Genomic DNA, 19476 nt, shown 5'->3' with positions numbered 1-19476 from the left:
CCTCCTGGGGGACCTCGACGCGGCCGACCATCTTCATCCGCTTCTTGCCCTCCTTCTGCTTCTCCAGCAGCTTGCGCTTGCGGGTGATGTCACCGCCGTAGCACTTGGCGAGGACGTCCTTGCGGATCGCGCGGATGTTCTCGCGGGCGATCACGCGCGCGCCGATGGCGGCCTGGATCGGCACCTCGAACTGCTGACGCGGGATGAGGTCCTTGAGCTTGCCGGCGAGCATCACGCCGTAGGCGTAGGCCGCGTCGCGGTGCACGATCGCGCTGAACGCGTCGACGGGCTCACCCTGCAGCAGGATGTCGACCTTGACGAGGTCGGAGGCCTGGTCGCCGTCGCGCTCGTAGTCGAGCGAGGCGTAGCCCTTGGTGCGCGACTTGAGCTGGTCGAAGAAGTCGAAGACGATCTCGCCCATCGGCAGCGTGTAGCGCATCTCGACGCGGTCCTCGGAGAGGTAGTCCATCCCCTGCAGGTTGCCGCGCTTGGCCTGGCAGAGCTCCATGATCGTGCCGATGTAGTCGGACGGCGACAGGATCGTGGCCCGCACGACCGGCTCGCGCACCTCGGCGATCTTGCCGCCGTCGGGGTACTCGCTCGGGTTGGTGCACTCGATGACGGTGCCGTCCTCCATCGCGACCGAGTAGACGACGTTGGGTGCCGTCGAGATCAGGTCGAGGTTGAACTCGCGCTCCAGGCGCTCGCGCACGATCTCCATGTGCAGCAGGCCCAGGAAGCCGCAGCGGAAGCCGAAGCCCAGGGCGCCCGACGTCTCCGGCTCGTAGGCGAGTGCGGCGTCGTTGAGCTGGAGGCGCTCGAGGGCGTCGCGCAGGTTGGGGTAGTCGTCGCCGTCGATCGGGTAGAGCCCGGCGAACACCATCGGGTTGGGGTGCTTGTAGCCGCCCAGCGACTCCGTCGCCCCGTGGTGCTGGCTGGTCACGGTGTCACCGACGCGCGACTGGCGCACGTCCTTCACGCCGGTGATGAGGTAGCCCACCTCGCCGACGCCGAGGTGGCTGGCCTTCATCGGCTCGGGGCTGATCACGCCGACCTCGAGCATCTCGTGCACGACGCCGTTGGACATCATCTTGATGCGGTCGCGGTGGCTGAGCTTGCCGTCGACGACCCGGACGTAGGTCACCACGCCGCGGTAGGTGTCGTAGACCGAGTCGAAGATGAGTGCGCGCGGCGGGGCGTCGGGGTCGCCCACCGGCGGCGGGGTCTGCTTGACGATCTCGTTGAGCAGCGCCTCGACGCCCAGGCCGGTCTTGGCGGAGGTCTGCAGCACGTCGGAGGGGTCGCAGCCGATGATGCCGGCGAGCTCGGCGGCGTACTTCTCCGGCTGCGCGTTGGGCAGGTCGATCTTGTTGAGCACCGGGATGATGTGGAGGTCGGCGCCGAGGGCGAGGTAGAGGTTGGCGAGCGTCTGCGCCTCGATGCCCTGGGCCGCGTCGACCAGCAGGACCGCCGCCTCGCAGGCCTCGAGCGAGCGGGACACCTCGTAGGTGAAGTCGACGTGGCCGGGGGTGTCGATCATGTTGAGGACGTACGTGCCGGGCTCGGCGCCCTCGGCGTTGTCGGCCGGGACGGTCCACGGCAGCCGCACCGCCTGGCTCTTGATCGTGATGCCGCGCTCGCGCTCGATGTCCATCCGGTCGAGGTACTGGGCACGCGCCGCCCGCTCGTCGACCACGCCGGTCAGCTGGAGCATGCGGTCAGCGAGGGTCGACTTGCCGTGGTCGATGTGCGCGATGATGCAGAAGTTGCGGATGATCGACGGATCGGTCGAGCCAGGCTGGGGCGCGTTCTTGAGGCTCACGGACTGCTTTCATGAGGACGACGGCGGGAACTGCCCATTCTTCCACGCGGGGCGAGCCTCACCGAACCGGCGCGTTAGCGTGCGGGGGTGACCCGGCCGGCCCACTCGACCCATCTCCCGCTCCTCCCGGCCGCAGCCTTCGTGCTGGTCTGGTCCTCGGGCTACATCTCCGGACCGGCCGCGGTCCACGCGGCCGCGCCGTTCAGCGTGCTCGGCTGGCGGTTCGTGGTCGCCGCCGTGCTCGCGGCCGGCCTGTCGCTCGCGCTGCGCCGACCCACGCGGATGGACCGCGCCACGCTGGGCCGCGTCGCCGCCGTCGGCCTGGTGATGAACGCCGTGCAGTTCGGGCTGATGTACGTCGCCTTCGACCTCGGCCTCGGTGCCACCTTGGCCTCCCTGTTCCACGCCCTCAGCCCGGTCCTCACGGCGCTCCTGGCAGCCGGGATCCTGGGCGAGCGGGTCTCACGCGTGCAGGTCGTCGGCTTCGGCGTCGGTGTGGCCGGGGTGCTGATCGTCCTGGGGTCAGACCTGGGTCACGCCGGCGGTCCGATCGCGGTGCTCATCGGCGCACTCAGCATGCTCACCCTCAGCCTGGGCACGCTCGGCCAGCGCTGGATCGGCGCCCAGCCCGACCTGCTGTGGTCGGCCGCCGTCCAGTTCGCGGTCTCCGCTCCCCCGATGCTCGTGCTCGGCTGGGCGACGGAGGGCGCGTGGCCGGTCACCGACACCCGTCAGGCGCTGGTCGCCGTGGCGTTCCTGGCGGTCGTGAACTCGATCATCGGGCTCGTCCTGCTGTCCCTGCTCGTGCTGCGCGGCGGCTCCGGCGCGGCGGCCAGCCTCTTCTTCCTCAGCCCTCCCGTCACGGCCGTGCTCGCCTGGCTGGTGCTCGACGAGACGCTCTCCGTGACGCAGCTGGTCGGACTGGTCGTCGCGGTGGTCGGCGTGGGCGCGGCCACCCGCACCCGTCGTACGCCCGTCCCGCTTCAGGAGGTCGGCACCCAGTAGCGGCGCTTCTTCCCGCGGACGTCCTCCAGCTCGCCGCCCGCGGCCTCGATCACCCGCATCGACCCGACGTTGTCGTCGTCGCAGGTGACCAGGGCGGGGTCGATCCCGAGGTCGCGCGCCCACGGCAGTGACTGCTTCAGCATCTCGGTGGCGTGCCCCTCGCGGCGCCGGGTGGGGCGTACGTCGTAGCCGATGTGCCCGCCCACGCCGAGGAGGAACTCAGTCAGCTCGTGGCGGATCGCGAGGCGACCGAGGTAGTCCTCGCCGTCGATCCACCACAGGGTCGTGCACGGCACGTGCCACTCCAGCCGGGGCGTCTCCGGCACGGCGTCCGCCTTCACCGCCTCGACGAACACCGCGAAGGCGTCCGGCTCCTTCCAGCCGGGAGCGTTGTGCTCGATCCAGGCGGCGGTCTGGCTGAACTCCGCACCCTCGGCGACGAACTCGTCCATCGCCTCCAGGAAGGACTCGCGGACGGACGTGGTCGGCAGGACGAGCTCGGGCATCCCGCCATCCTGCCAAGGACCTCGCGCCCCTCGCAGCCGGATATCGAGTCGATGGCCGCGAGATGAGTGGGGAAGGATGCCGCCATGTCCCGCACGCCCGTCGCGCCCTACCCCGCTCCGCACGACAAGACCGCCCGGCGCCTGGAGTGGGCCTTCCTCCCGCCGCACCTGCGTGCCTGGATCGAGCGCCGGTGCGGCTCCCCGGTGGTCTCGGCGATCTCGCAGACGAGCGGCTTCACACCCGGATTCGCTTCCGTCCTCGTGTGCCAGGACGGCACCCGACACTTCGTGAAGGCGGCGTCGGTCAAGGCGCAGCGCGTGTTCGCCGACTCCTACCGCGAGGAGGCGCGCAAGCTCACCGCCCTGCCCCGCTCCGTGCCGGCGCCGCGGCTGCTGTGGCAGCTCGACGACGACTGGGTGGTGCTCGGCATCGAGTACGTCGCCGCCCGCACACCGCGACGGCCGTGGCGCTCCGAGGACCTCGACGCGCTCCTCGACTCCCTGGAGGTGGCGGCCGACGCGCTGACCCCGCCGCCGGCCGGGCTCGAGCTGGACACGGCCGAGGCCGACTTCGCCCCGCTCCTCGACGGGTGGGCCGGCCTCCACCGGACCCGCACGGACCTCGACCCCGCGCACCTCGCGGAGGCCGAGGCGCTGGCGCGGCGCTACACCGAGGTGGTCGGCGGCGACACCCTGACACACACCGACATCCGCTCCGACAACGTGCTCATCGACCCCGACGGCCGGGCGCTGATCTGCGACTGGAACTGGCCGGTGCGCGCCGCCTCCTGGTTCGACTCGTTCGCCGCGCTCATCGGTCCGCGAGGGGAGGGCATCGACGTGGAGCGGGTGATCGCGGAGCGACGGCTGCTGCGCGACGTGGCGGCGGAGGCGTACGACATCAACCTCGCGCTCTACGTCGGCTACTTCTTCACCCAGTGCGAGCTGCCGTCGCCGCCGACGTCGCCCCACCTCCGCGACCACCAGCGCTGGCAGGGCGAGGTCTGCTGGGACTGGCTCGCCGAGCGCCGGGGCTGGTCGTGACCGCTCCCCGCGCGGTCGGCGTGCGCCTGCCGTACGACGGCGTACCGTCGCGGTGCGCGCCTGGGTCGAGCAGACCCTGGGCTCCCCTGTCGTCTCGGTCGCCGAGCAGGTGGGCGGGATGTCGCCCGGCTGCGCCACCCGACTGACCTGCGCCGACGGCACCCGCGCCTTCGTCAAGGCCGTCGGCGCCTCGCTCAACCCCGACACCCCGGGCCTGTTCCGCCGCGAGGTCGGCGTGCTCGCCCACATCGGCGCGCACCCGCTCTGGGCCCGGATGCTGGCGTCGTACGACGACGGCGACTGGGTCGCGCTGCTGATCGAGGACGTCGAGGGGCGTCACCCCGACTTCCGTGACCCCGCCGAGCTCGGAGCGGTCCTCGACGGGACCGACCGGCTGTCCGAGGTCCTGCAGGGGCTGGAGGTGCCGCCGTCGGTCGACCTGGTCGACGTGGGGTTCGTCCTCCGCAAGTGGGCCGACACCCTCGACCGGCTCGGCGAGGCCCCGGCCGAGGTGCCGGTGCCGGGGTGGCTGCGCACCGATCCCCACGGCTGGGCCGACGTGCTGCGGGCGCATGCCGAGCGGCCCATGCCCCACGTGGCCCACTGGGACATCCGGGTGGACAACCTGCTGCGCCGACCGGGTGGCGGGATCGTCTTCGTCGACTGGGGAGCCGCCGCGCGCGGTCCCGCGTGGGCCGACCCGGTGCTGGCGAGGCTGGAGCGCGTCGAAGAGCCCTGGTTCGACGCGTCGATCGCCTCGTCGCCCGCGCTGCTCGAGGCGGGCGACGACGCCGTCACCGCCTTCCTGGCCGGCTTCGGTGCCCACCTGGCGGTCCGGTCGGTGGTGGCGGTGGACGTCAACCTGCCGACGCTCAACGACTTCCGGATCCGGGAGTCGAGGCGCATGCTGGAGGCTGTCGCGCGCCGCACCGACCGGTCCCGGTAGGCGGATTTGGGCGCTCGGGACGCGTGCCGGTAGTCTTTCTCACTGCATGTCCGGCGCCCGACCCTCCTGTGCTCATCGATGGGAGCGGTTGCCAGGCAGCCGACAGCTCGAGACTTTCACCCCGACCAGCTCCACAACATCGAGGACCCACACGTGGCGAACATCAAGTCCCAGATCAAGCGCAACAAGCAGAACGAGAAGGCGCGCGTGCGCAATCAGGCCGTGAAGTCGCGCCTGAAGACCGCCGTTCGCAAGTTCCGCGAGCTCGCCGAGACCGGCGACAAGGACGCGGCCGTGGCCGCGAGCCGCGACGCCATGAAGGCGCTCGACAAGGCCGCCGCCAAGGGCGTCATCCACGGCAACCAGGCTGCCAACCGCAAGTCCTCGATCGCCAAGAAGGCCGCGTCGCTCTGACGCGATGCCCCTCTGATCCGCACGTCCCGCCCAGCACCCGCCCACGTGGCGGGTGTTGCGCATTTCGGGGGTCGCTGGGTCAGCGGTTGTCACGCAGCCCGGCGACCGTGAGCACGAGCCGCTCCAGCGTGTAGGACGCGTCGTGCGCCTGGCCCTTGATGTCGGCGTCGGCGACCGCGACCGCGCGGACCGCGGCGGCGATGCCCTCGGGGCTCCACGAGCGGGACTGGTCGCGCACCGTGCGCACCTTCCACGGCGGCACGCCGAGGTCGCGGGCGAGGTCGGCGTCGCGGGCGCCGCGGGGCGAGCCGAGGTAGCGCGCCAGGCTTCGTGCCGAGGCCGCCATCGCCGAGGTGACGAGGACGGCGGCGGTGCCGGAGTCGAGCGCCCACCGCAGCTCCTCCAGCGCGACGGCTCGCTTGCCGGCGAAGGCCGCGTCGGCGACGGTGAAGGACTTCGCCTCGGCGCGACCGCCGAAGTAGCGCTGCACCTTCTCGACGGTGAGCTGCTCGCCGTGGAAGTCGTTGGTGAGCTGGTCGGCCGCCGCGGCGAGGGAGCGCAGGTCGGTGCCGACCGCCTGCACCAGGAAGGTGGCGGCATCGGGGTCGATCTTGGCGCCGTGCGTGGCGACCTCGGAGGTCACGAAGCCCGGCATCTCGCTGGGGCGGATCTCCTCGGACTTCACCTCGGTGACCGCGGGCAGCTTGCGCAGCTTGGTGAGCACGCCGCTGCCCTTGGGCCCTCCTGAGTGGACCAGCACCAGCGACACGTCGTCGGCGGGCGCCGCGCAGTAGGCCAGCAGCCCGTCCACGGACTCGTCGGGCAGGTCCTCCAGGCCCCGGACCATCACGCACCGGATCGAGGAGAACAGCGAGGGCGCGGACATCTCCCCCAGCGAGGCCAGGGTGAGGTCGGAGGCCGGCGACTCGGCGAACTCCGCGTCGGCGTCGTGCGCGCGGACGGCGTCTCGGACCGAGGCGACGGTGCGGGAGGAGAGGTATTCCTCCTTGCCCGTCACGAGGACGACGTGGCCGAGCACCTGCGCGGCGGAGGGAGTGCGTGCCATGGTCCGCACAGCCTAGTCGCGGGTGACGACACCGACCTCGCCCTGTCGCACCACCACGACCACGTCGCCCGCGGTGTCCGTACGCCACACCCGTGCACCCGAGGCCGACAGCGCCGCCAGCAGGTCGGGCGCCGGGTGGCCGTAGTCGTTGTCCGCCCCCACCGACACGAGCGCCACCCGTGCGCCGAGCGACGTCAGCCAGTCGAGGTCCTGGTGACGGCTGCCGTGGTGCGGCACCTTCAGCACGTCGACCCGCAGCCCGGCGAGGTCGCGCGCCAGCGCCGCCTGCGCGGACGGCTCCACGTCGCCGGTCAGCAGCATCCGCACGCCCGTCACCTCGGCGACCAGCACCACGCTGGCGTTGTTGGGCGCGCTCTCGCTCGGGTCGCCGCCGGGGCCACCGGGCCGTGGCCACACGGCCTGGAGGGTCACCTCGCCCACCCGCCGCGTCACGCCGTACGCCGGCAGGGCCGGGTCGCGGCCCAGCGCCGACCCGACGTCGCGCACTCCGTCCGCCGGCTCGAGCAGGGCGGTCCCCTCGATCGCGCCCACCTCGCGGCCCTCGAGCACGCCGGCGACGCCACCGACGTGGTCGGCGTGGAAGTGCGTGAGCACCAGCAGCGGCACCGATCGGACCTCGAGCCGGTCGAGGCAGGCGTCCATGGCAGCCGGATCGGGGCCGGCGTCGACCACGACCGCCGCGTGCTCGTCGGCGCGCAGCACCAGGCCGTCGCCCTGGCCCACGTCGCAGACCGCCAGCACCCAGCCGGTGGGCGGCCAGCCCGGGGTCGGCGGCCGGACCAGCATCACCACCACCAGCAGGCCGGTGCAGGCGAGGGTGGATCCGGGCCTGCCGAGCAGCCGCGGGGCGAGCGGCACCGCGGCCAGGCACATGGCCGTCAGCACGACGAGCGGGACCGGCCCGGTGCCCCAGTGCACCGCCGCGGTCGGCACGTCGGCGCCCCAGCGGGCCACGGTGATGATCCACTGCGCCGACCAGGCCGCGGGTGCCGCGACCACCGCCCCGAGCGGGGTCCACACCAGTCCGAGCAGGCCACCGGTCAGCCCCAGCACGGTGGCGGGTGCCACGGCCGGCGCGGCCAGCAGGTTGGCACCGACGGCCACCATGCTCACCTGGCCCGAGAGCGCGGCCACCACGGGCGTGCAGGCCACCTGTGCGGCCAGCGGCACCGAGACCGCCTCCGCCACCCACCGGGGCGTCCACCGCATCAGTGCGTCGCGCCAGGCGGGTGCCAGCAGCAGGATCCCGGCCGTCGCGAGCGCCGACAGCGCGAAGCCGGCCGTCACCGCCAGCCGCGGCCAGACCAGGAGCAGGCCCAGCACGGCGACGCCGAGGCCCCGGGTGCCGCGCGAGCGGCCGTTGCGGCCCATCCCGACCAGCGCGACGGTGCCCATCGCGGCGGCGCGTACGACGCTGGGCTCGGCCCGCGCCGTCATCACGAAGCCGGCGATCCCGACGGCGGCCAGCGCGTGCAGCCAGCGCCCGCGCACGCCGAGCCACCGGCCTAGCACGAGGACGAACCCGACGACCAGGGTGAGGTTGGTGCCGCTCACGGCGAGCAGGTGGGTGAGCCCGGTCGTGCGGAAGTCGTCGGCGAGGTCCGGGTCCAGACCGCCGTCGTCGCCCACCACCAGCGCCGGCACCAGCTCGCGGGCGTCGGCGTCACGGCCCGAGACGGCGGCGCGCACCGAACGGCGTACGGCTGCCGCGGCGTCCCACCAGACGTCGGGCTCCGCCACCACGCGCGGGGCGCCGGTGGGGCGGACGAGTGCCGCGACGTCGCCGTCGCCCGGCACGAGTCGCGCCGTCGTCTCGAGCGAGGTGCCCAGCGGCAGTCGCGGCCACTCGCTCCCGGCCATCAGCACGACCGGGGCGTCGAGCCTCCACGCCCGTCCCCGGCCCTCGACGCGCGTGGCCCGCGCCCGAGCGACCTGGAGGTCGCCGTACTGGCCCGCCACGATCCGCGGGTCAGAGGTCACCTCGAGCCGCAGGGTGACGACAGCCCCTTCGTCGGCCAGCCCCGCGAGCGGCGAGGTCGCCACCACCGTGAGGTGCAGGGCCGCCACACCGGCGACGGCGACCAGTGCGGCGAGCGGCCCCAGCCACGCGGCAGACCGACGCCGCCACCGCACCCCCGAGACGCCGGCGGCGACGAGCAGGCAGGTCGACCCCAGTGCCACCCGTCCCGGCAGCAGGAGGACGAGCAGCGCCCCCACCCACGCCCCCGCGCCGAGGGCGAGCGCGCGCAGGTCGGGCACGGGTCAGATCGTCACGAGGGGTGCGAGGTCCTCGAGGGTCGCCTCACCGATGCCGTCGACCTCCAGCAGCTCGTCCACCGCGCTGAACCCGCCGTTGTCGGCACGCCACGCCAGAATCGACTCGGCCGTCACCGGGCCCACCCCCGGCAGGGTCTCCAGCGTGGCCTGGTCGGCGGTGTTGAGGTTGACCAGCGACTCCCCCGTCGACGGCGCGTCGAGGCTGCCGGCCACGCCCGGCACCGGCGCGACCCCGACGAGGATCTGCTCCCCGTCCACGACGGGACGCGCGAGGTTGAGCGAGGTGAGGTCGACCCCGCGCCGCGCTCCCCCGGCGGCCTCGAGCGCGTCGACGACGCGCGACCCGGCGGGCAGCACCGCGATGCCGGGCTTGCGCACCTTGCCCGCGACGTCGACCACCAGCTCGGCCGTCGCGGCCTCCGCCCCCTCGGTCGGGCTCAGCGAGGTCAGCGGGCTCGCCGACGAGGGGGCGGACGTCACCGGCGCCAGCGGCACCGCCTCCGCCTGGTCACGGACCGCCCACCACGCGGCGAGGCCGACGGCCAGCGCGGCCACGACGGCGACGACCGCCAGGTGCACCGGCCCCAACTGCAGACCGCCGATGCTCAGCCGCCGCGACGCGTGGCGTCCGGGCACCGGGACCACCACGGGTGCAGGCGCGACCTCCGGGCGCTCCCGGACCCGGGTGTGCGCGGACTCGGGCGCCACCTCCCCCTCACCGCGTACGGCGGCCAGCTCCGCGCTCAGCGTCGCCAGCCGTCGCGACACCGCCTCGGCGTGCTCGGAGGAGGACTGGGCTCGACGCATGCCTCCACGCTAGGAAGGGTGCACGCCGGCCGGAACCCGCCCGCGGCAATCTGTGGACAGGCGTCAGGAGGTGCTCACGAGCCCGGCCGTGGCGCCACGCACACGGCCACCATCCCGGGCCCGACGTGCGCGCCCAGCACCGCGCCGAGCTCGCCGCACATGACCTCGCGGCCCTCCAGCCCCTCGGCCAGGCGCTCGGTGAGCGCGGCCGCGAGCTCCTCGGCGCGGTCGGCGTTGGCGAGGTGCGAGACGCAGACGTCGACCGGCTGGTCGCCGGCGGCCTCGACGGCCAGGTCGGCGAGCCGGGCGAGCGCGCGGGACGCCGTACGGACCCGCTCCCGCGGCACGACCCTGCCGTCGGCGATCTCCAGCAGGGGCTTGACCGAGAGTGCGCTGCCGAAGATCGCGGCCGCGGCACCGACCCGGCCGCCGCGGCGGAGGTACTCCAGGGTGTCGACGTAGAACAGCGAGGAGGCCGCCTCGCCGCGGGCGAGCGCGGCCTCGGCCGCCTCCTGCCCGGTGCCGCCGGCGTCGAGCACGTCGGCCGCGGTGAGCGCGGCATAGCCCGTCGCGATGCCGACCTGCCCCGAGTCGACCACGTGCACCGGCAGCTCGACCTCGAGCGCGGCCAGCTGGGCGGACTCGAAGGTGCCGCTCATCTCGCCGGACAGGTGGATCGACACGATCTCCTCGGCGCCCTCGGCCTCGAGCGCGCGGTAGAGGTCGGCGAGGAGCACCGGCGCCGGCCGCGACGTGCTGACCGGCACGAAGTCGCGCAGCGCCTCGGCGACCACGGCCGGCGTGGCGCCCTCGGGTCCCTCGTCGAGCACCTTGGCGCCGATCACGACCTGCAGCGGTACGACCCGGATCCCGCGGGCCTGCGCCACCTCGGCGGGCAGGCTCGCGGTCGAGTCGATCACGACCACCACACGAGGCATGTCGAGACCCTAGACGACGATGTTCACCAGCTTGGGCGCGCGCACGATCACCTTGCGCACGGTGGCTCCGTCGATGGCGCGCTGCACGGCCTCGTCGGCCAGGGCAGCGGCCTCCAGGTCGGCCTCGGAGATGTCGGGTGCCACCTCCAGGCGCGCCCGGACCTTGCCCTTGACCTGCACGACCGCGGTGACGCTGTCCTCGACCAGCAGCGCCTCGTCGACCTCCGGCCACCCCACCCGTGCGACGGTGGGCTGGTGGCCCAGCCGCTCCCACATCTCCTCGGCCGTGTAGGGCGCGACCAGCGACAGCAGGATCGCCACGGCCTCGGTGGCCTCGCGCACGGCGGGGTCGTCGGGACCGCACCCGGAGTCGATGGCCTTGCGGGTCGCGTTGACCAGCTCCATCACGCGGGCGACCATCACGTTGAAGCGGTAGGTCTCGACCAGCTCGGCCGCGTCGTGCACGGTCCTCGCCGTCGTACGCCGCAGCGCCAGGTCTCCCGTCGTGACGTCCGCTCCGGGCGACGACGTGACGTCGCCCGACAGCCGCCAGGCGCGCTGCAGGAAGCGCAGCGACCCCTCAGGCGACATGTTGGCCCAGTCGATGTCGTCCTCGGGCGGACCCGCGAAGACCAGCGTCAGGCGCACCGCATCCACGCCGAAGGCACCGAGTTGGTCCCCCAGGTCGACGCCGTTGCCCAGCGACTTGCTCATCTTCTTGCCCTGGTTGATCACGAAGCCCTGGTTCAGCTGTGCCGCCCACGGCTCGCGGAAGTCGACCAGGCCCATGTCGTTCAGCACCTTGGTGAAGAACCGGCCGTACAGCAGGTGCAGCACGGCGTGCTCGACACCGCCGACGTACAGGTCGCTCGGCATCCAGGCGTTGACCTTGTCGCTGTCGAACGGCCTCGTGTCGTCGTGCGGCGAGCAGGAGCGGAACATGTACCACGACGAGTCGACGAAGGTGTCCATGGTGTCGGTGTCGCGGGTGGCCGGTCCGCCGCAGGTCGGGCAGGTGACGTTGACCCACTCGGTCGCCCCACCCAGGGGCGAGGTGCCCTTGGGCTTCAGGTCGGCGCCGCGCAGCATCGGCAGGGTGACCGGCAGCTGGTCCTCGGGCACCGGGACCTCGCCGTCGACCGGGCAGTGGATGATCGGGATCGGCGCGCCCCAGTAGCGCTGGCGGCTCAGCAGCCAGTCGCGCAGGCGGTAGTTGACCGCGCCGCTGCCGCGGCCGTCGGCCTCCAGCCTCTCGATGATCGTCCGGATGCCCGTGGCCTTGTCGCGCAGGCCGTCCAGCTCGCCCGAGTTGATGTAGACGCCGTCTCCCGAGGTGGCGACACCGGTCTCCTCGGGGTTGTCGTCCCCGGTGTCGATGACCCGTCGCACGGGCAGGCCCATCGCCTTCGCGAAGTCCAGGTCGCGCTGGTCGTGCGCGGGCACGGCCATGATCGCGCCGGTGCCGTAGTCGGCCAGGACGTAGTCGCTCGCCCAGACCGGGATCTCCTCGCCCGAGACCGGGTTGGTGGCGGTGATGCCCAGGTCGACGCCCGTCTTGGGACGGTCGGTCGCCAACCGGTCGATGTCGGAGGCCTTGCGCACCTCGACCAGGTAGTCCTCCAGCGCCTGGCGGCGGTCGGGGTGCACGATCTCCGCGGCCAGCGGGGCGTCGGCCGCCACGACCATGAACGTCACGCCGTACAGCGTGTCGGGCCGGGTCGTGTAGACGTCGATGTCGCGACCGGTCGACAGCGTGAAGGTGACGTGCGCGCCCTCGGAGCGCCCGATCCAGTTGCGCTGCGCGGTGACCACGCGGTCCGGCCAGGTGCTCTCCAGCTCATCCAGCCCGTCCAGCAGCTCCTGGGCGTAGTCGGTGATCTTGAAGTACCACTGGGTCAGCTCCTTCTTCGTCACCTCCGCCCCGCAGCGCTCGCAGGCGCCGTTGACGACCTGCTCGTTGGCCAGCACGGTCTGGTCGTTGGGGCACCAGTTGACCGCGCTGTTCTTGCGGTAGGCCAGGCCGCGCTTGAAGAACTCCAGGAACAGCCACTGCGTCCAGCGGTAGTAGGCGGGGTCGGAGGTGTTGAAGGTGCGCGACCAGTCGAAGGACGCGGCGTACTTCTTGCACGACTCGATCGACTTGGCGATGTTGGCACGCGTGTAGGTGTCGGGGTGCTCGTCGTTGCGGATCGCCGCGTTCTCCGCGGGCAGGCCGAAGGAGTCGAAGCCCATCGGGTTCAGCACCTCGTAGCCGCGCTGCCACCAGTAGCGCGCCACCACGTCGTGCAGCGCGAAGACCTCCGCATGACCCATGTGCAGGTCACCGCTCGGGTAGGGGAACATCGTCAGCGCGTAGCGCTTCTCGCGCGGGCTGTCGTCGTCGGCCCGGAAGGGGTCGAGCTCCTCCCAGACACGCTGCCACTTCGTCTCGGTGGCCGCGATGTCGTACGTCGCGCGCTCGCCGTCGTGGGCTGCGGTGTCCTGGCTCATGGCGTGTCCTCTGGTGCGTGTTGCTGGCTGCTGGGCATGAAAAAACCCCTCACATGGAGGGGTGGCCGCGTGTCGGTCCTCGTCGGGGAAGAGGAGGCGATCAGCGCGGCTGCGGAAGAAGAAGCTCCTGGTGCACGATCCCAGCATACTCGTCCCATGGGTGCAGACCTGAGCAGGTACGACGACTGGCTGAGATTCCTCACCTCACTCCCCCAGCGCGTGCCGGCGCTGCAGGTCGTGGTGGTCAACGGCTCGGCGGTGACCGGCGGGTGGGACGAGCACTCCGACCTCGACGTCGAGGCCTGGTGCAGCGGCGACGCCGCGACGACGTACGACGCGGTGCTGGCCCTGGTGCGGCAGGAGCTCGACGTCGACCACGTCTGGGAGCTGCCGGAGGCGACCTGGCCCACCGGGCGGCAGTGCTTCATCCACCTGCAGCCCGACGAGGCCGAGATGGAGACGCAGCGCCGGCAGGCGATCACCCAGACGGCAGCGCGACGGCAGACGGCGGCGTGGCTGGTGGAGCGGGCGATCGCCCGCGCCGGGATGGCCGAACGGGTGGAAGCGCTGCCGCCCGGGCCGGACCTGCTGGTCCGGACCCGGGCAGCGTTCGCGTGGCAGGACGAGGTCCTGGCTCAGCTCACTTCACGAACTGAGGGGTGAAGGGCGGGTTCCACCACTCACCGTTGTAGGCCTTGACGGCCCCGATGACGTGCAGGATGCCGGCGAACACGAAGGCGGCGGCCAGCGCCGGCAGCATCACCACGAGGCCGAGGCCCAGGGTGAGCAGCGCGATCGGGATGGTGAGGATCCCGAGTACGACCAGCCAGATGAACATGGTGATCTGGATGTTGATCGAGTTCGCCGCGTGCGCGCGGACGAAGGGGCCGCGGTCCTTGTGGATCACGTAGACGGCGACGGAGGCGAGAAAGCCCAGGAACCCGGCGGAGCAGATCATCGCGACGACGGCGCCTGCGTGGCTGATCGCACCCCAGGTCCGCTCGTCCTCGGGCGACATGGTCGCCGGCGCGGGGCGGTAGGTGGACTGCGGCTGCTGACCGTAGGCGCCGGGGGCGCCGGTGTCGTGGGTGGGCGGCGGGTTCTGCGGGTACTGGTCGGACATCTCACTCACTCCTCGGGGGCCGGGTGCCCTCTGCTGACACCTACTCAAGCACGCCGCGAACCGCGGATCATCCCGTTCCGGGGTGGAGTCAGGGTCGGCTCAGGGATCGATCCGGGCCGCACTGCCCAACAAGTGTTTGACGGTGTGGCCCCGGCCGGGCACACTCACTCCCCAAGAACTCTTGGAGGGTGAGCATGGACGCGACGAACGAGACCGACGGCGAGGCGGTGGCCCGGTTGCGGGCGACCGCGCACCCGGTGCGGCTGCGCATCCTGTCGCTGCTGACCGCCGAGGCGATGAGCGCCGCCGAGGTGGCCCGCGCCCTGGACCTCACGCACGCGAACGCGTCCTACCACCTGCGGGTCCTTCACGACATCGGCGAGCTGGTCGTGGAGAGCGAGGAGAAGATCCGCGGCGGCGTCGCCAAGCGCTACCGGTACGACGCCACTCGCGAGCTCCCCGGCCGCACGAGCGGGGTCGACGACCGGATCGCCTACGCCCGGGCCAACGCCCTCGAGGTCGAGCGGCGCCTGCTCGACGCGGCGCCGGGCTCCGGGTCCTCCAGCGACCTCGAGGCGTGGGTGCCGGTCACGGACTGGCACCGCGCGCTCGACCTGCTCCACGAGGCGTCCCACCTGCTCCACGCCGCCGCCCGGCCCGCCGGCACGCCCGACACCGTCCACGTCAGCGCGACGACGAACGCCTTCACGATGACCGGCGGCCTGACCGGCGAGGCCACGAGGTGGCGGCCGTGAGCCGGTCCGGATCGCTGGCCCCGCTGGGGCAGCGCAACTTCGCGTGGTACTTCTCCTCGCGCCTGGTCAACACCCTCGGCGCGATGATGGCCAACATCGCGCTGACCTTCGCAGTGCTCGACATCGACGGTCGCGCCATCGCGATCGGCATGGTGCTGGCCGCGCACACGATCCCGATGATCCTGCTGCTGCTCTGGGGCGGCGTGCTGTCCGACCGCTTCCCTCGAGCGGTGGTGTTGCAGGTCTCCAACGTCGCCTCCGCGGTGTCCCAGGGGACGATCGCGTTCCTGGTGCTGACCGGCCGCGCCGAGCTCTGGATGATCATCGCGCTCACCGCCTTCCACGGGGCGGTGTCGGCGATGTCGATGCCGGCGATGGCCGGCATGGTCCCCCAGCTGGTGCCGCGCGAGTCGCTGCAGCAGGCCAACGCGCTGCTCTCGCTGACCCGCAACGGCCTGACGGTGATCGGCCCGTCCCTCGGCGCCTTCCTCGTCGTGACGTCGGGGCCGGGCTGGGCACTGGCCGTCGACGCCCTCACCTGGGCCGTCGCGGCCCTCCTCCTGGTCCCGGTGAAGATCCCGCCGCGGGCACCCCGGGCCGAGGCGGCCTCCACGATGCAGGACCTGCGCGAGGGATGGACCTTCTTCCGGAGCGTCACCTGGCTGTGGGTCGTGGTGCTGGGCTTCGGTGCCCTCAACATGATCCACAACGGTGCCCTCTTCACCCTCGGCCCCGTCGTCGCGGAGGACTCGATCGGGCGCCAGGCGTGGGGCTTCGTACTCTCCGCCGAGGCCCTCGGCCTGCTGGTGATGGCCGTCATCCTGCTGCGCTTCCGCCTGGAGCGCCCCCTCCTGTGGGGCATGCTCGCGATCATCCTCAACGCCGCGCCGATGATCATGCTGGGCGTCGACCCGGTCGTCGTCGCACTCGTGGCCGCGGCCTTCGTCGGCGGCATGGGGATCGAGGTGTTCTCGATGGGCTGGGCCCTCGCCATGCAGGAGAACATCGACGACGACATGCTCAGCCGGGCCTACTCCTACGACATGCTCGGGTCGTTCATCGCGATGCCGATCGGCCAGCTGGCGTGGGGGCCCCTCGGCGCCGCCTTCGGCAACGAGCGCGTGCTGGTCGCCTCCGGCATCGCGTACGCCGTCATCTGCGCGCTGGTGCTCTGCTCGCGGTCGGTGCGCGACCTTCCCCGCACGCCGCTGGTGATGGAGGACGCCGTCAGGACAGGCTCCCCGTGAGCCTGGCCGGGACGCGTGGACGTGTCGGGCACTCTAGGGTGCTGGTATGACCGTCATGGACCTCTTCCGTCTCGACGACAAGGTCGTCATCGTCACCGGCGCCTCGAGCGGGCTGGGCGTGGCCTTCGCCCACTGCTTCGCCGAGGCGGGTGCCGACGTGGTGCTCGGCGCACGCCGGGTCGAGAAGCTGGAGCGGGTCGCCGACTCGGTGCGCTCCATCGGCGGCAGGGTGCACACGGTGGCCACCGACGTGGCCGACCCCGAGCAGTGCCAGCAGCTCGTGGCCGAGGCGATGGCGAAGTTCGGCCGGGTCGACGTGCTGGTCAACAACGCCGGCGTGGGCACCGCGGTGCCGGCGACGCGCGAGACCCCCGAGCAGTTCCGCTCCGTCATCGACGTCAACCTCAACGGCTGCTACTGGATGGCGCAGGCCTGCGGGCGTGTCATGCTGCCCGGCTCGAGCATCGTCAACATCTCCTCGATCCTCGGCATCACCACCGGCGGCCTCCCGCAGGCGGCGTACTCCGCCTCCAAGGCCGGGCTCGGCGGCCTCACCCGCGACCTGGCCCAGCAGTGGACGGGCCGCAAGGGCATCCGGGTCAACGCGCTCGCGCCGGGGTTCTTCACCTCCGAGATGACCGAGACCTACCCCGAGGGCTACCTCGACCTGGCCCTGCAGCGCGTCCCGGCCGGCCGCAAGGGCGACCCGCGCGAGCTCGCGGCGACCGCCGTGTGGCTGGCCTCCGACGCCGCGGGCTACGTCACCGGGCAGATGATCCCGGTCGACGGCGGCCTCACCATCGCCTGATCAGAGCCAGGCGTCGCCGCGGACCACGCCGTCGGTACGCCGACCGTCCGCCGCCTCGGCCAGCCAGCGCTCGCCCGGGGCGAACAAGCCGCTGCTGCCCCAGCCGTCGAGCGAACGTGTGACGACCTTGCTGCCCTCGCGCACGACGTAGACGCCACCGGACAGCGCCAGCACGAACGCGCTGTCGATCGTGTCGAGCAGGTCGGCCGACGGTGACCAGGCGACGACGAGCGGCTGCGTGCCCGCGGCCCCGCGCACGACGGCGACGCGGGTCGGCGTGAGGTGGTGCTCGGCCCGCCACCGCAGCCGGGTGGGGTCGGTCGTCCGGACCACGCCGAGGCCGGTCGCGGTGATCACCTGCACCCACGCCTCCGCACGCATGCCGAGCAGCCGGTAGCGCTCCGGATCGGTCACGCTCGAGTACTCGTGCTCGGCCGGGCCGGCGCCGCCGGGGTGCGGGTGGGGCCAGTCGGCCAGGTCACCGCGCACCCGGGCGAACGCCTCGTCCACGGCCGGCACGAGGGCGGCCGCGGCGAAGCGACGGCGGTGGGGCCGCGTCCACACGGCCGCGCCGTCCAGCGTGTGACGGGTGAGCTCCCCGCCGGGGACCGCGAGCGTGAGCGAGACCGGCGGCTCGTCGGTGTCGTCCTCCCACGACATCGTCCACGAGGCCTCGCCCAGGTCCTCGGGCTCGCCGACCGGGTTCAGCGTGATGGCCATGCCACCGTCGGGCTCGTGGAGCATCCGCCGCGGCCAGTGCCGGCTCGGCACGAACCCGACCGCGACCAGCAGATCGGCGAGACGGTCGGGATCGGATGGCGTGAGGCTGACGTGCTCGACGACCGGTCCGTCCGCAGGACCCGGCGCCATCGGGGTCGTCCACTGGATGAGGAACGGCAGCGCGCCGTCGTACGGTCCGTCGGCGACGTCGCAGACCCGCCACGCGACGACGTCACCGTCAGGGGTGCGGCGCGAGCCCGGCACCGGCGGGTCGGGGTCGAAGCCCGCCTCGAGAAGCGCCGTCCGAGCAGCGTCGATGTCGTCCACCGCGACCGCCCACGAGATCGGTCCGCGGGCCGAGCGCACCCGGTCCAGCCAGGGGTTGGACTCGTCCGACCCGGCCGCGATCAGCTCGACGTACGCCGGCCTCGGCCCGCGGACGAGCACGTTCTCGGTGCCGACGGGGTGCGCTCCCCCGCGCTCCGCGGACAGGCCCGCCGCGCGCCACCGCACCGCCGCCTCGTCGAGATCGTCGACGGAGACGACCAGGTGGTCGAAGCGGGCACTCACCGGGTCGGGTGGCGGGAGTCAGCCGGCGGCGAGGATCTCGGTCACGGCGGTGACCAGGCCGGCGATGTCGTCGTCGCTGGCGACCAGCGGCGGCGCGAAGCGGACCGTCGAGCCGTGGGTGTCCTTGGCGAGGATGCCGCGCTCCATCAGCCGCTCCGACATCTGGCGGCCGGTCATCCGCGCCGGGTCGATGTCGATGCCGGACCACGCACCGCGGACGCGTACGCCGACGAGGCCGTGGCCGACGAGGGGGCGGAAGCCGGCCTCGAGCAGGGCGCCGATCTCGGTGGCGCGGGCCTGGAAGGTGCCCTCCTCGAGCATCGCGACGACCTCGGTGCCGATCGCGGCGGCGAGCGGGTTGCCACCGAAGGTCGAGCCGTGCGAGCCGGGCGTGATGACGTCCATGACGTCGCGGTCGGCGGCGATCGCGGACACGGGGTAGATGCCGCCGCCGAGGGCCTTGCCCATGATGTAGATGTCGGGGACGACGTCCTCGTGGTCGCAGGCGAAGGTCCGGCCCGAGCGGGCCAGACCCGACTGGATCTCGTCGGCGACCATCAGCACGTTGCGCTCGGTGCAGAGCGCGCGCAGGGCGCGCAGGAAGCCCTCGGGGGGCATGACCACGCCGCCCTCGCCCTGGATCGGCTCGAAGAGCACCGCGACGGTGGTGTCGTCGATCGCCGCCGCGACCGCGTCGATGTCGCCGTAGGCCGCGCGGCGGAAGCCCGACGTGAACGGCGCGTAGCCGGCGGTGGCGACCTCGTCGTCGGAGAAGCTGACGATAGTGGTGGTGCGGCCGTGGAAGTTGCCCTCCATGGTGACGATCGAGGCCTGGCCGGCCGGGACGCCCTTGACCTCGTAGCCCCACTTGCGGCTGACCTTGATCGCGGTCTCGACGGCCTCGGCGCCGGAGTTCA

18 protein-coding genes are annotated in these 19476 nt (G+C 72.6%); 8 read left to right on the top strand and 10 right to left on the bottom strand.

Going from position 1 to position 19476, the window contains the following annotated elements; all coding sequences use genetic code 11:
* Positions 1 to 1822 (bottom strand): translation elongation factor 4 (gene lepA / locus JWN97_RS10365; RefSeq protein ID WP_297622093.1); only part of this gene is annotated, 1822 nt, incomplete at its 3' end.
* An 87-nt stretch (positions 1823 to 1909) separates the two neighbouring features.
* Here lepA and JWN97_RS10360 point away from each other — a divergent pair.
* Positions 1910 to 2827, top strand: coding sequence for a DMT family transporter (locus JWN97_RS10360; RefSeq protein WP_297622091.1), 918 nt, complete (start codon positions 1910 to 1912; stop codon positions 2825 to 2827).
* On the opposite strand, the gene JWN97_RS10355 is transcribed toward JWN97_RS10360, so the two are convergent.
* On the bottom strand, positions 2806 to 3333 hold the full coding sequence (locus JWN97_RS10355) for a GNAT family N-acetyltransferase (RefSeq protein WP_297622089.1): 528 nt from the start codon (positions 3331 to 3333) through the stop codon (positions 2806 to 2808). The two genes, JWN97_RS10360 and JWN97_RS10355, sit on opposite strands and share 22 nt — an antisense overlap.
* Positions 3334 to 3417: 84 nt before the next feature.
* Here JWN97_RS10355 and JWN97_RS10350 point away from each other — a divergent pair, with 84 nt between their 5' ends.
* The 3 genes from JWN97_RS10350 to rpsT all read left to right on the top strand — a co-directional run bounded on the left by JWN97_RS10350 (position 3418) and on the right by rpsT (position 5737).
* Positions 3418 to 4377: a phosphotransferase gene (locus JWN97_RS10350; RefSeq protein WP_297622087.1), complete on the top strand. Its 960-nt coding sequence runs from the start codon at positions 3418 to 3420 to the stop codon at positions 4375 to 4377.
* Positions 4378 to 4429: 52 nt separating this feature from the next.
* Entirely contained in the window at positions 4430 to 5323 is an 894-nt protein-coding gene (locus JWN97_RS10345) for a hypothetical protein (RefSeq protein WP_297622085.1), read from the top strand.
* Between the two features lie 153 nt (positions 5324 to 5476).
* Entirely contained in the window at positions 5477 to 5737 is a 261-nt protein-coding gene (gene rpsT, locus JWN97_RS10340; RefSeq protein ID WP_297622083.1) for a 30S ribosomal protein S20, read from the top strand.
* A gap of 79 nt (positions 5738 to 5816) precedes the next feature.
* Here rpsT and holA read toward each other — a convergent pair whose 3' ends face one another.
* The 5 genes from holA to leuS all read right to left on the bottom strand — a co-directional run bounded on the left by holA (position 5817) and on the right by leuS (position 13336).
* Positions 5817 to 6803 (bottom strand): DNA polymerase III subunit delta, encoded by a 987-nt coding sequence (gene holA / locus JWN97_RS10335; protein WP_297622081.1) that lies wholly within the window; start codon positions 6801 to 6803, stop codon positions 5817 to 5819.
* Positions 6804 to 6815: 12 nt separating this feature from the next.
* The gene (locus JWN97_RS10330) at positions 6816 to 9083 is read right to left on the bottom strand and encodes a ComEC/Rec2 family competence protein (protein WP_297622079.1); all 2268 of its coding nucleotides are present in this window, start codon (positions 9081 to 9083) and stop codon (positions 6816 to 6818) included.
* Positions 9084 to 9086: 3 nt separating this feature from the next.
* On the bottom strand, positions 9087 to 9908 hold the full coding sequence (locus tag JWN97_RS10325; protein ID WP_297622077.1) for a ComEA family DNA-binding protein: 822 nt from the start codon (positions 9906 to 9908) through the stop codon (positions 9087 to 9089).
* A 74-nt stretch (positions 9909 to 9982) separates the two neighbouring features.
* Positions 9983 to 10846 carry a DegV family protein gene (locus JWN97_RS10320; protein ID WP_297622075.1) on the bottom strand — a complete coding sequence of 288 codons (864 nt, stop codon included), beginning with the start codon at positions 10844 to 10846 and terminating at the stop codon, positions 9983 to 9985.
* A gap of 9 nt (positions 10847 to 10855) precedes the next feature.
* A complete protein-coding gene (leuS, locus tag JWN97_RS10315; protein WP_297622072.1) occupies positions 10856 to 13336 on the bottom strand; it encodes a leucine--tRNA ligase in 2481 nt (826 codons plus the stop codon).
* 156 nt (positions 13337 to 13492) lie between these two features.
* Between leuS and JWN97_RS10310 the strand changes: the two genes are divergently transcribed.
* Positions 13493 to 13999 carry a hypothetical protein gene (locus JWN97_RS10310; RefSeq protein WP_297622070.1) on the top strand — a complete coding sequence of 169 codons (507 nt, stop codon included), beginning with the start codon at positions 13493 to 13495 and terminating at the stop codon, positions 13997 to 13999.
* Here the strand turns inward: JWN97_RS10310 and JWN97_RS10305 are convergent.
* Positions 13977 to 14459 (bottom strand): DUF4870 domain-containing protein, encoded by a 483-nt coding sequence (locus JWN97_RS10305; RefSeq protein WP_297622068.1) that lies wholly within the window; start codon positions 14457 to 14459, stop codon positions 13977 to 13979. The genes JWN97_RS10310 and JWN97_RS10305 overlap by 23 nt on opposite strands.
* 194 nt (positions 14460 to 14653) lie before the next feature.
* Between JWN97_RS10305 and JWN97_RS10300 the strand changes: the two genes are divergently transcribed.
* From JWN97_RS10300 to JWN97_RS10290, 3 genes are read left to right on the top strand one after another with little or no spacing between them, the layout of a single operon-like run.
* Complete coding sequence (locus JWN97_RS10300; RefSeq protein ID WP_297622066.1) at positions 14654 to 15214, top strand: helix-turn-helix domain-containing protein; 561 nt, start codon at positions 14654 to 14656, stop codon at positions 15212 to 15214.
* Positions 15211 to 16461 carry an MFS transporter gene (locus JWN97_RS10295; RefSeq protein WP_297622064.1) on the top strand — a complete coding sequence of 417 codons (1251 nt, stop codon included), beginning with the start codon at positions 15211 to 15213 and terminating at the stop codon, positions 16459 to 16461. The genes JWN97_RS10300 and JWN97_RS10295 overlap by 4 nt, the downstream gene beginning before the upstream one ends.
* A gap of 46 nt (positions 16462 to 16507) precedes the next feature.
* A complete protein-coding gene (locus tag JWN97_RS10290) occupies positions 16508 to 17269 on the top strand; it encodes a 3-oxoacyl-ACP reductase family protein (protein ID WP_297622061.1) in 762 nt (253 codons plus the stop codon).
* On the opposite strand, the gene JWN97_RS10285 is transcribed toward JWN97_RS10290, so the two are convergent.
* Together JWN97_RS10285 and JWN97_RS10280 are read right to left on the bottom strand one after the other, a co-directional pair.
* Positions 17270 to 18559 (bottom strand): DUF6226 family protein, encoded by a 1290-nt coding sequence (locus JWN97_RS10285; protein ID WP_297622059.1) that lies wholly within the window; start codon positions 18557 to 18559, stop codon positions 17270 to 17272. It lies immediately after the preceding gene.
* Between the two features lie 18 nt (positions 18560 to 18577).
* The coding region (locus tag JWN97_RS10280; protein ID WP_297622057.1) for an aminotransferase class III-fold pyridoxal phosphate-dependent enzyme at positions 18578 to 19476 on the bottom strand (899 nt) is incomplete at its 5' end.

This window comes from Nocardioides sp. (assembly GCF_025965415.1).
Lineage (GTDB): Bacteria > Actinomycetota > Actinomycetes > Propionibacteriales > Nocardioidaceae > Nocardioides.
Note: the sequence above shows the minus strand (reverse complement) of the source record. Positions and strands in the feature narration are given on the sequence as shown.

Excerpts from the sequence above, each read along its gene's own strand:
- JWN97_RS10355 (WP_297622089.1), bottom strand. The coding sequence starts at position 3,333 with ATGCCCGAGCTCGTCCTGCCGACCACGTCCGTCCGCGAGTCCTTCCTG.
- JWN97_RS10350 (WP_297622087.1), top strand. The coding sequence starts at position 3,418 with ATGTCCCGCACGCCCGTCGCGCCCTACCCCGCTCCGCACGACAAGACC.
- holA (WP_297622081.1), bottom strand. The coding sequence starts at position 6,803 with ATGGCACGCACTCCCTCCGCCGCGCAGGTGCTCGGCCACGTCGTCCTC.
- JWN97_RS10325 (WP_297622077.1), bottom strand. The coding sequence starts at position 9,908 with ATGCGTCGAGCCCAGTCCTCCTCCGAGCACGCCGAGGCGGTGTCGCGA.
- JWN97_RS10320 (WP_297622075.1), bottom strand. The coding sequence starts at position 10,846 with ATGCCTCGTGTGGTGGTCGTGATCGACTCGACCGCGAGCCTGCCCGCC.
- leuS (WP_297622072.1), bottom strand. The coding sequence starts at position 13,336 with ATGAGCCAGGACACCGCAGCCCACGACGGCGAGCGCGCGACGTACGAC.
- JWN97_RS10310 (WP_297622070.1), top strand. The coding sequence starts at position 13,493 with ATGGGTGCAGACCTGAGCAGGTACGACGACTGGCTGAGATTCCTCACC.
- JWN97_RS10305 (WP_297622068.1), bottom strand. The coding sequence starts at position 14,459 with ATGTCCGACCAGTACCCGCAGAACCCGCCGCCCACCCACGACACCGGC.
- JWN97_RS10300 (WP_297622066.1), top strand. The coding sequence starts at position 14,654 with ATGGACGCGACGAACGAGACCGACGGCGAGGCGGTGGCCCGGTTGCGG.
- JWN97_RS10290 (WP_297622061.1), top strand. The coding sequence starts at position 16,508 with ATGACCGTCATGGACCTCTTCCGTCTCGACGACAAGGTCGTCATCGTC.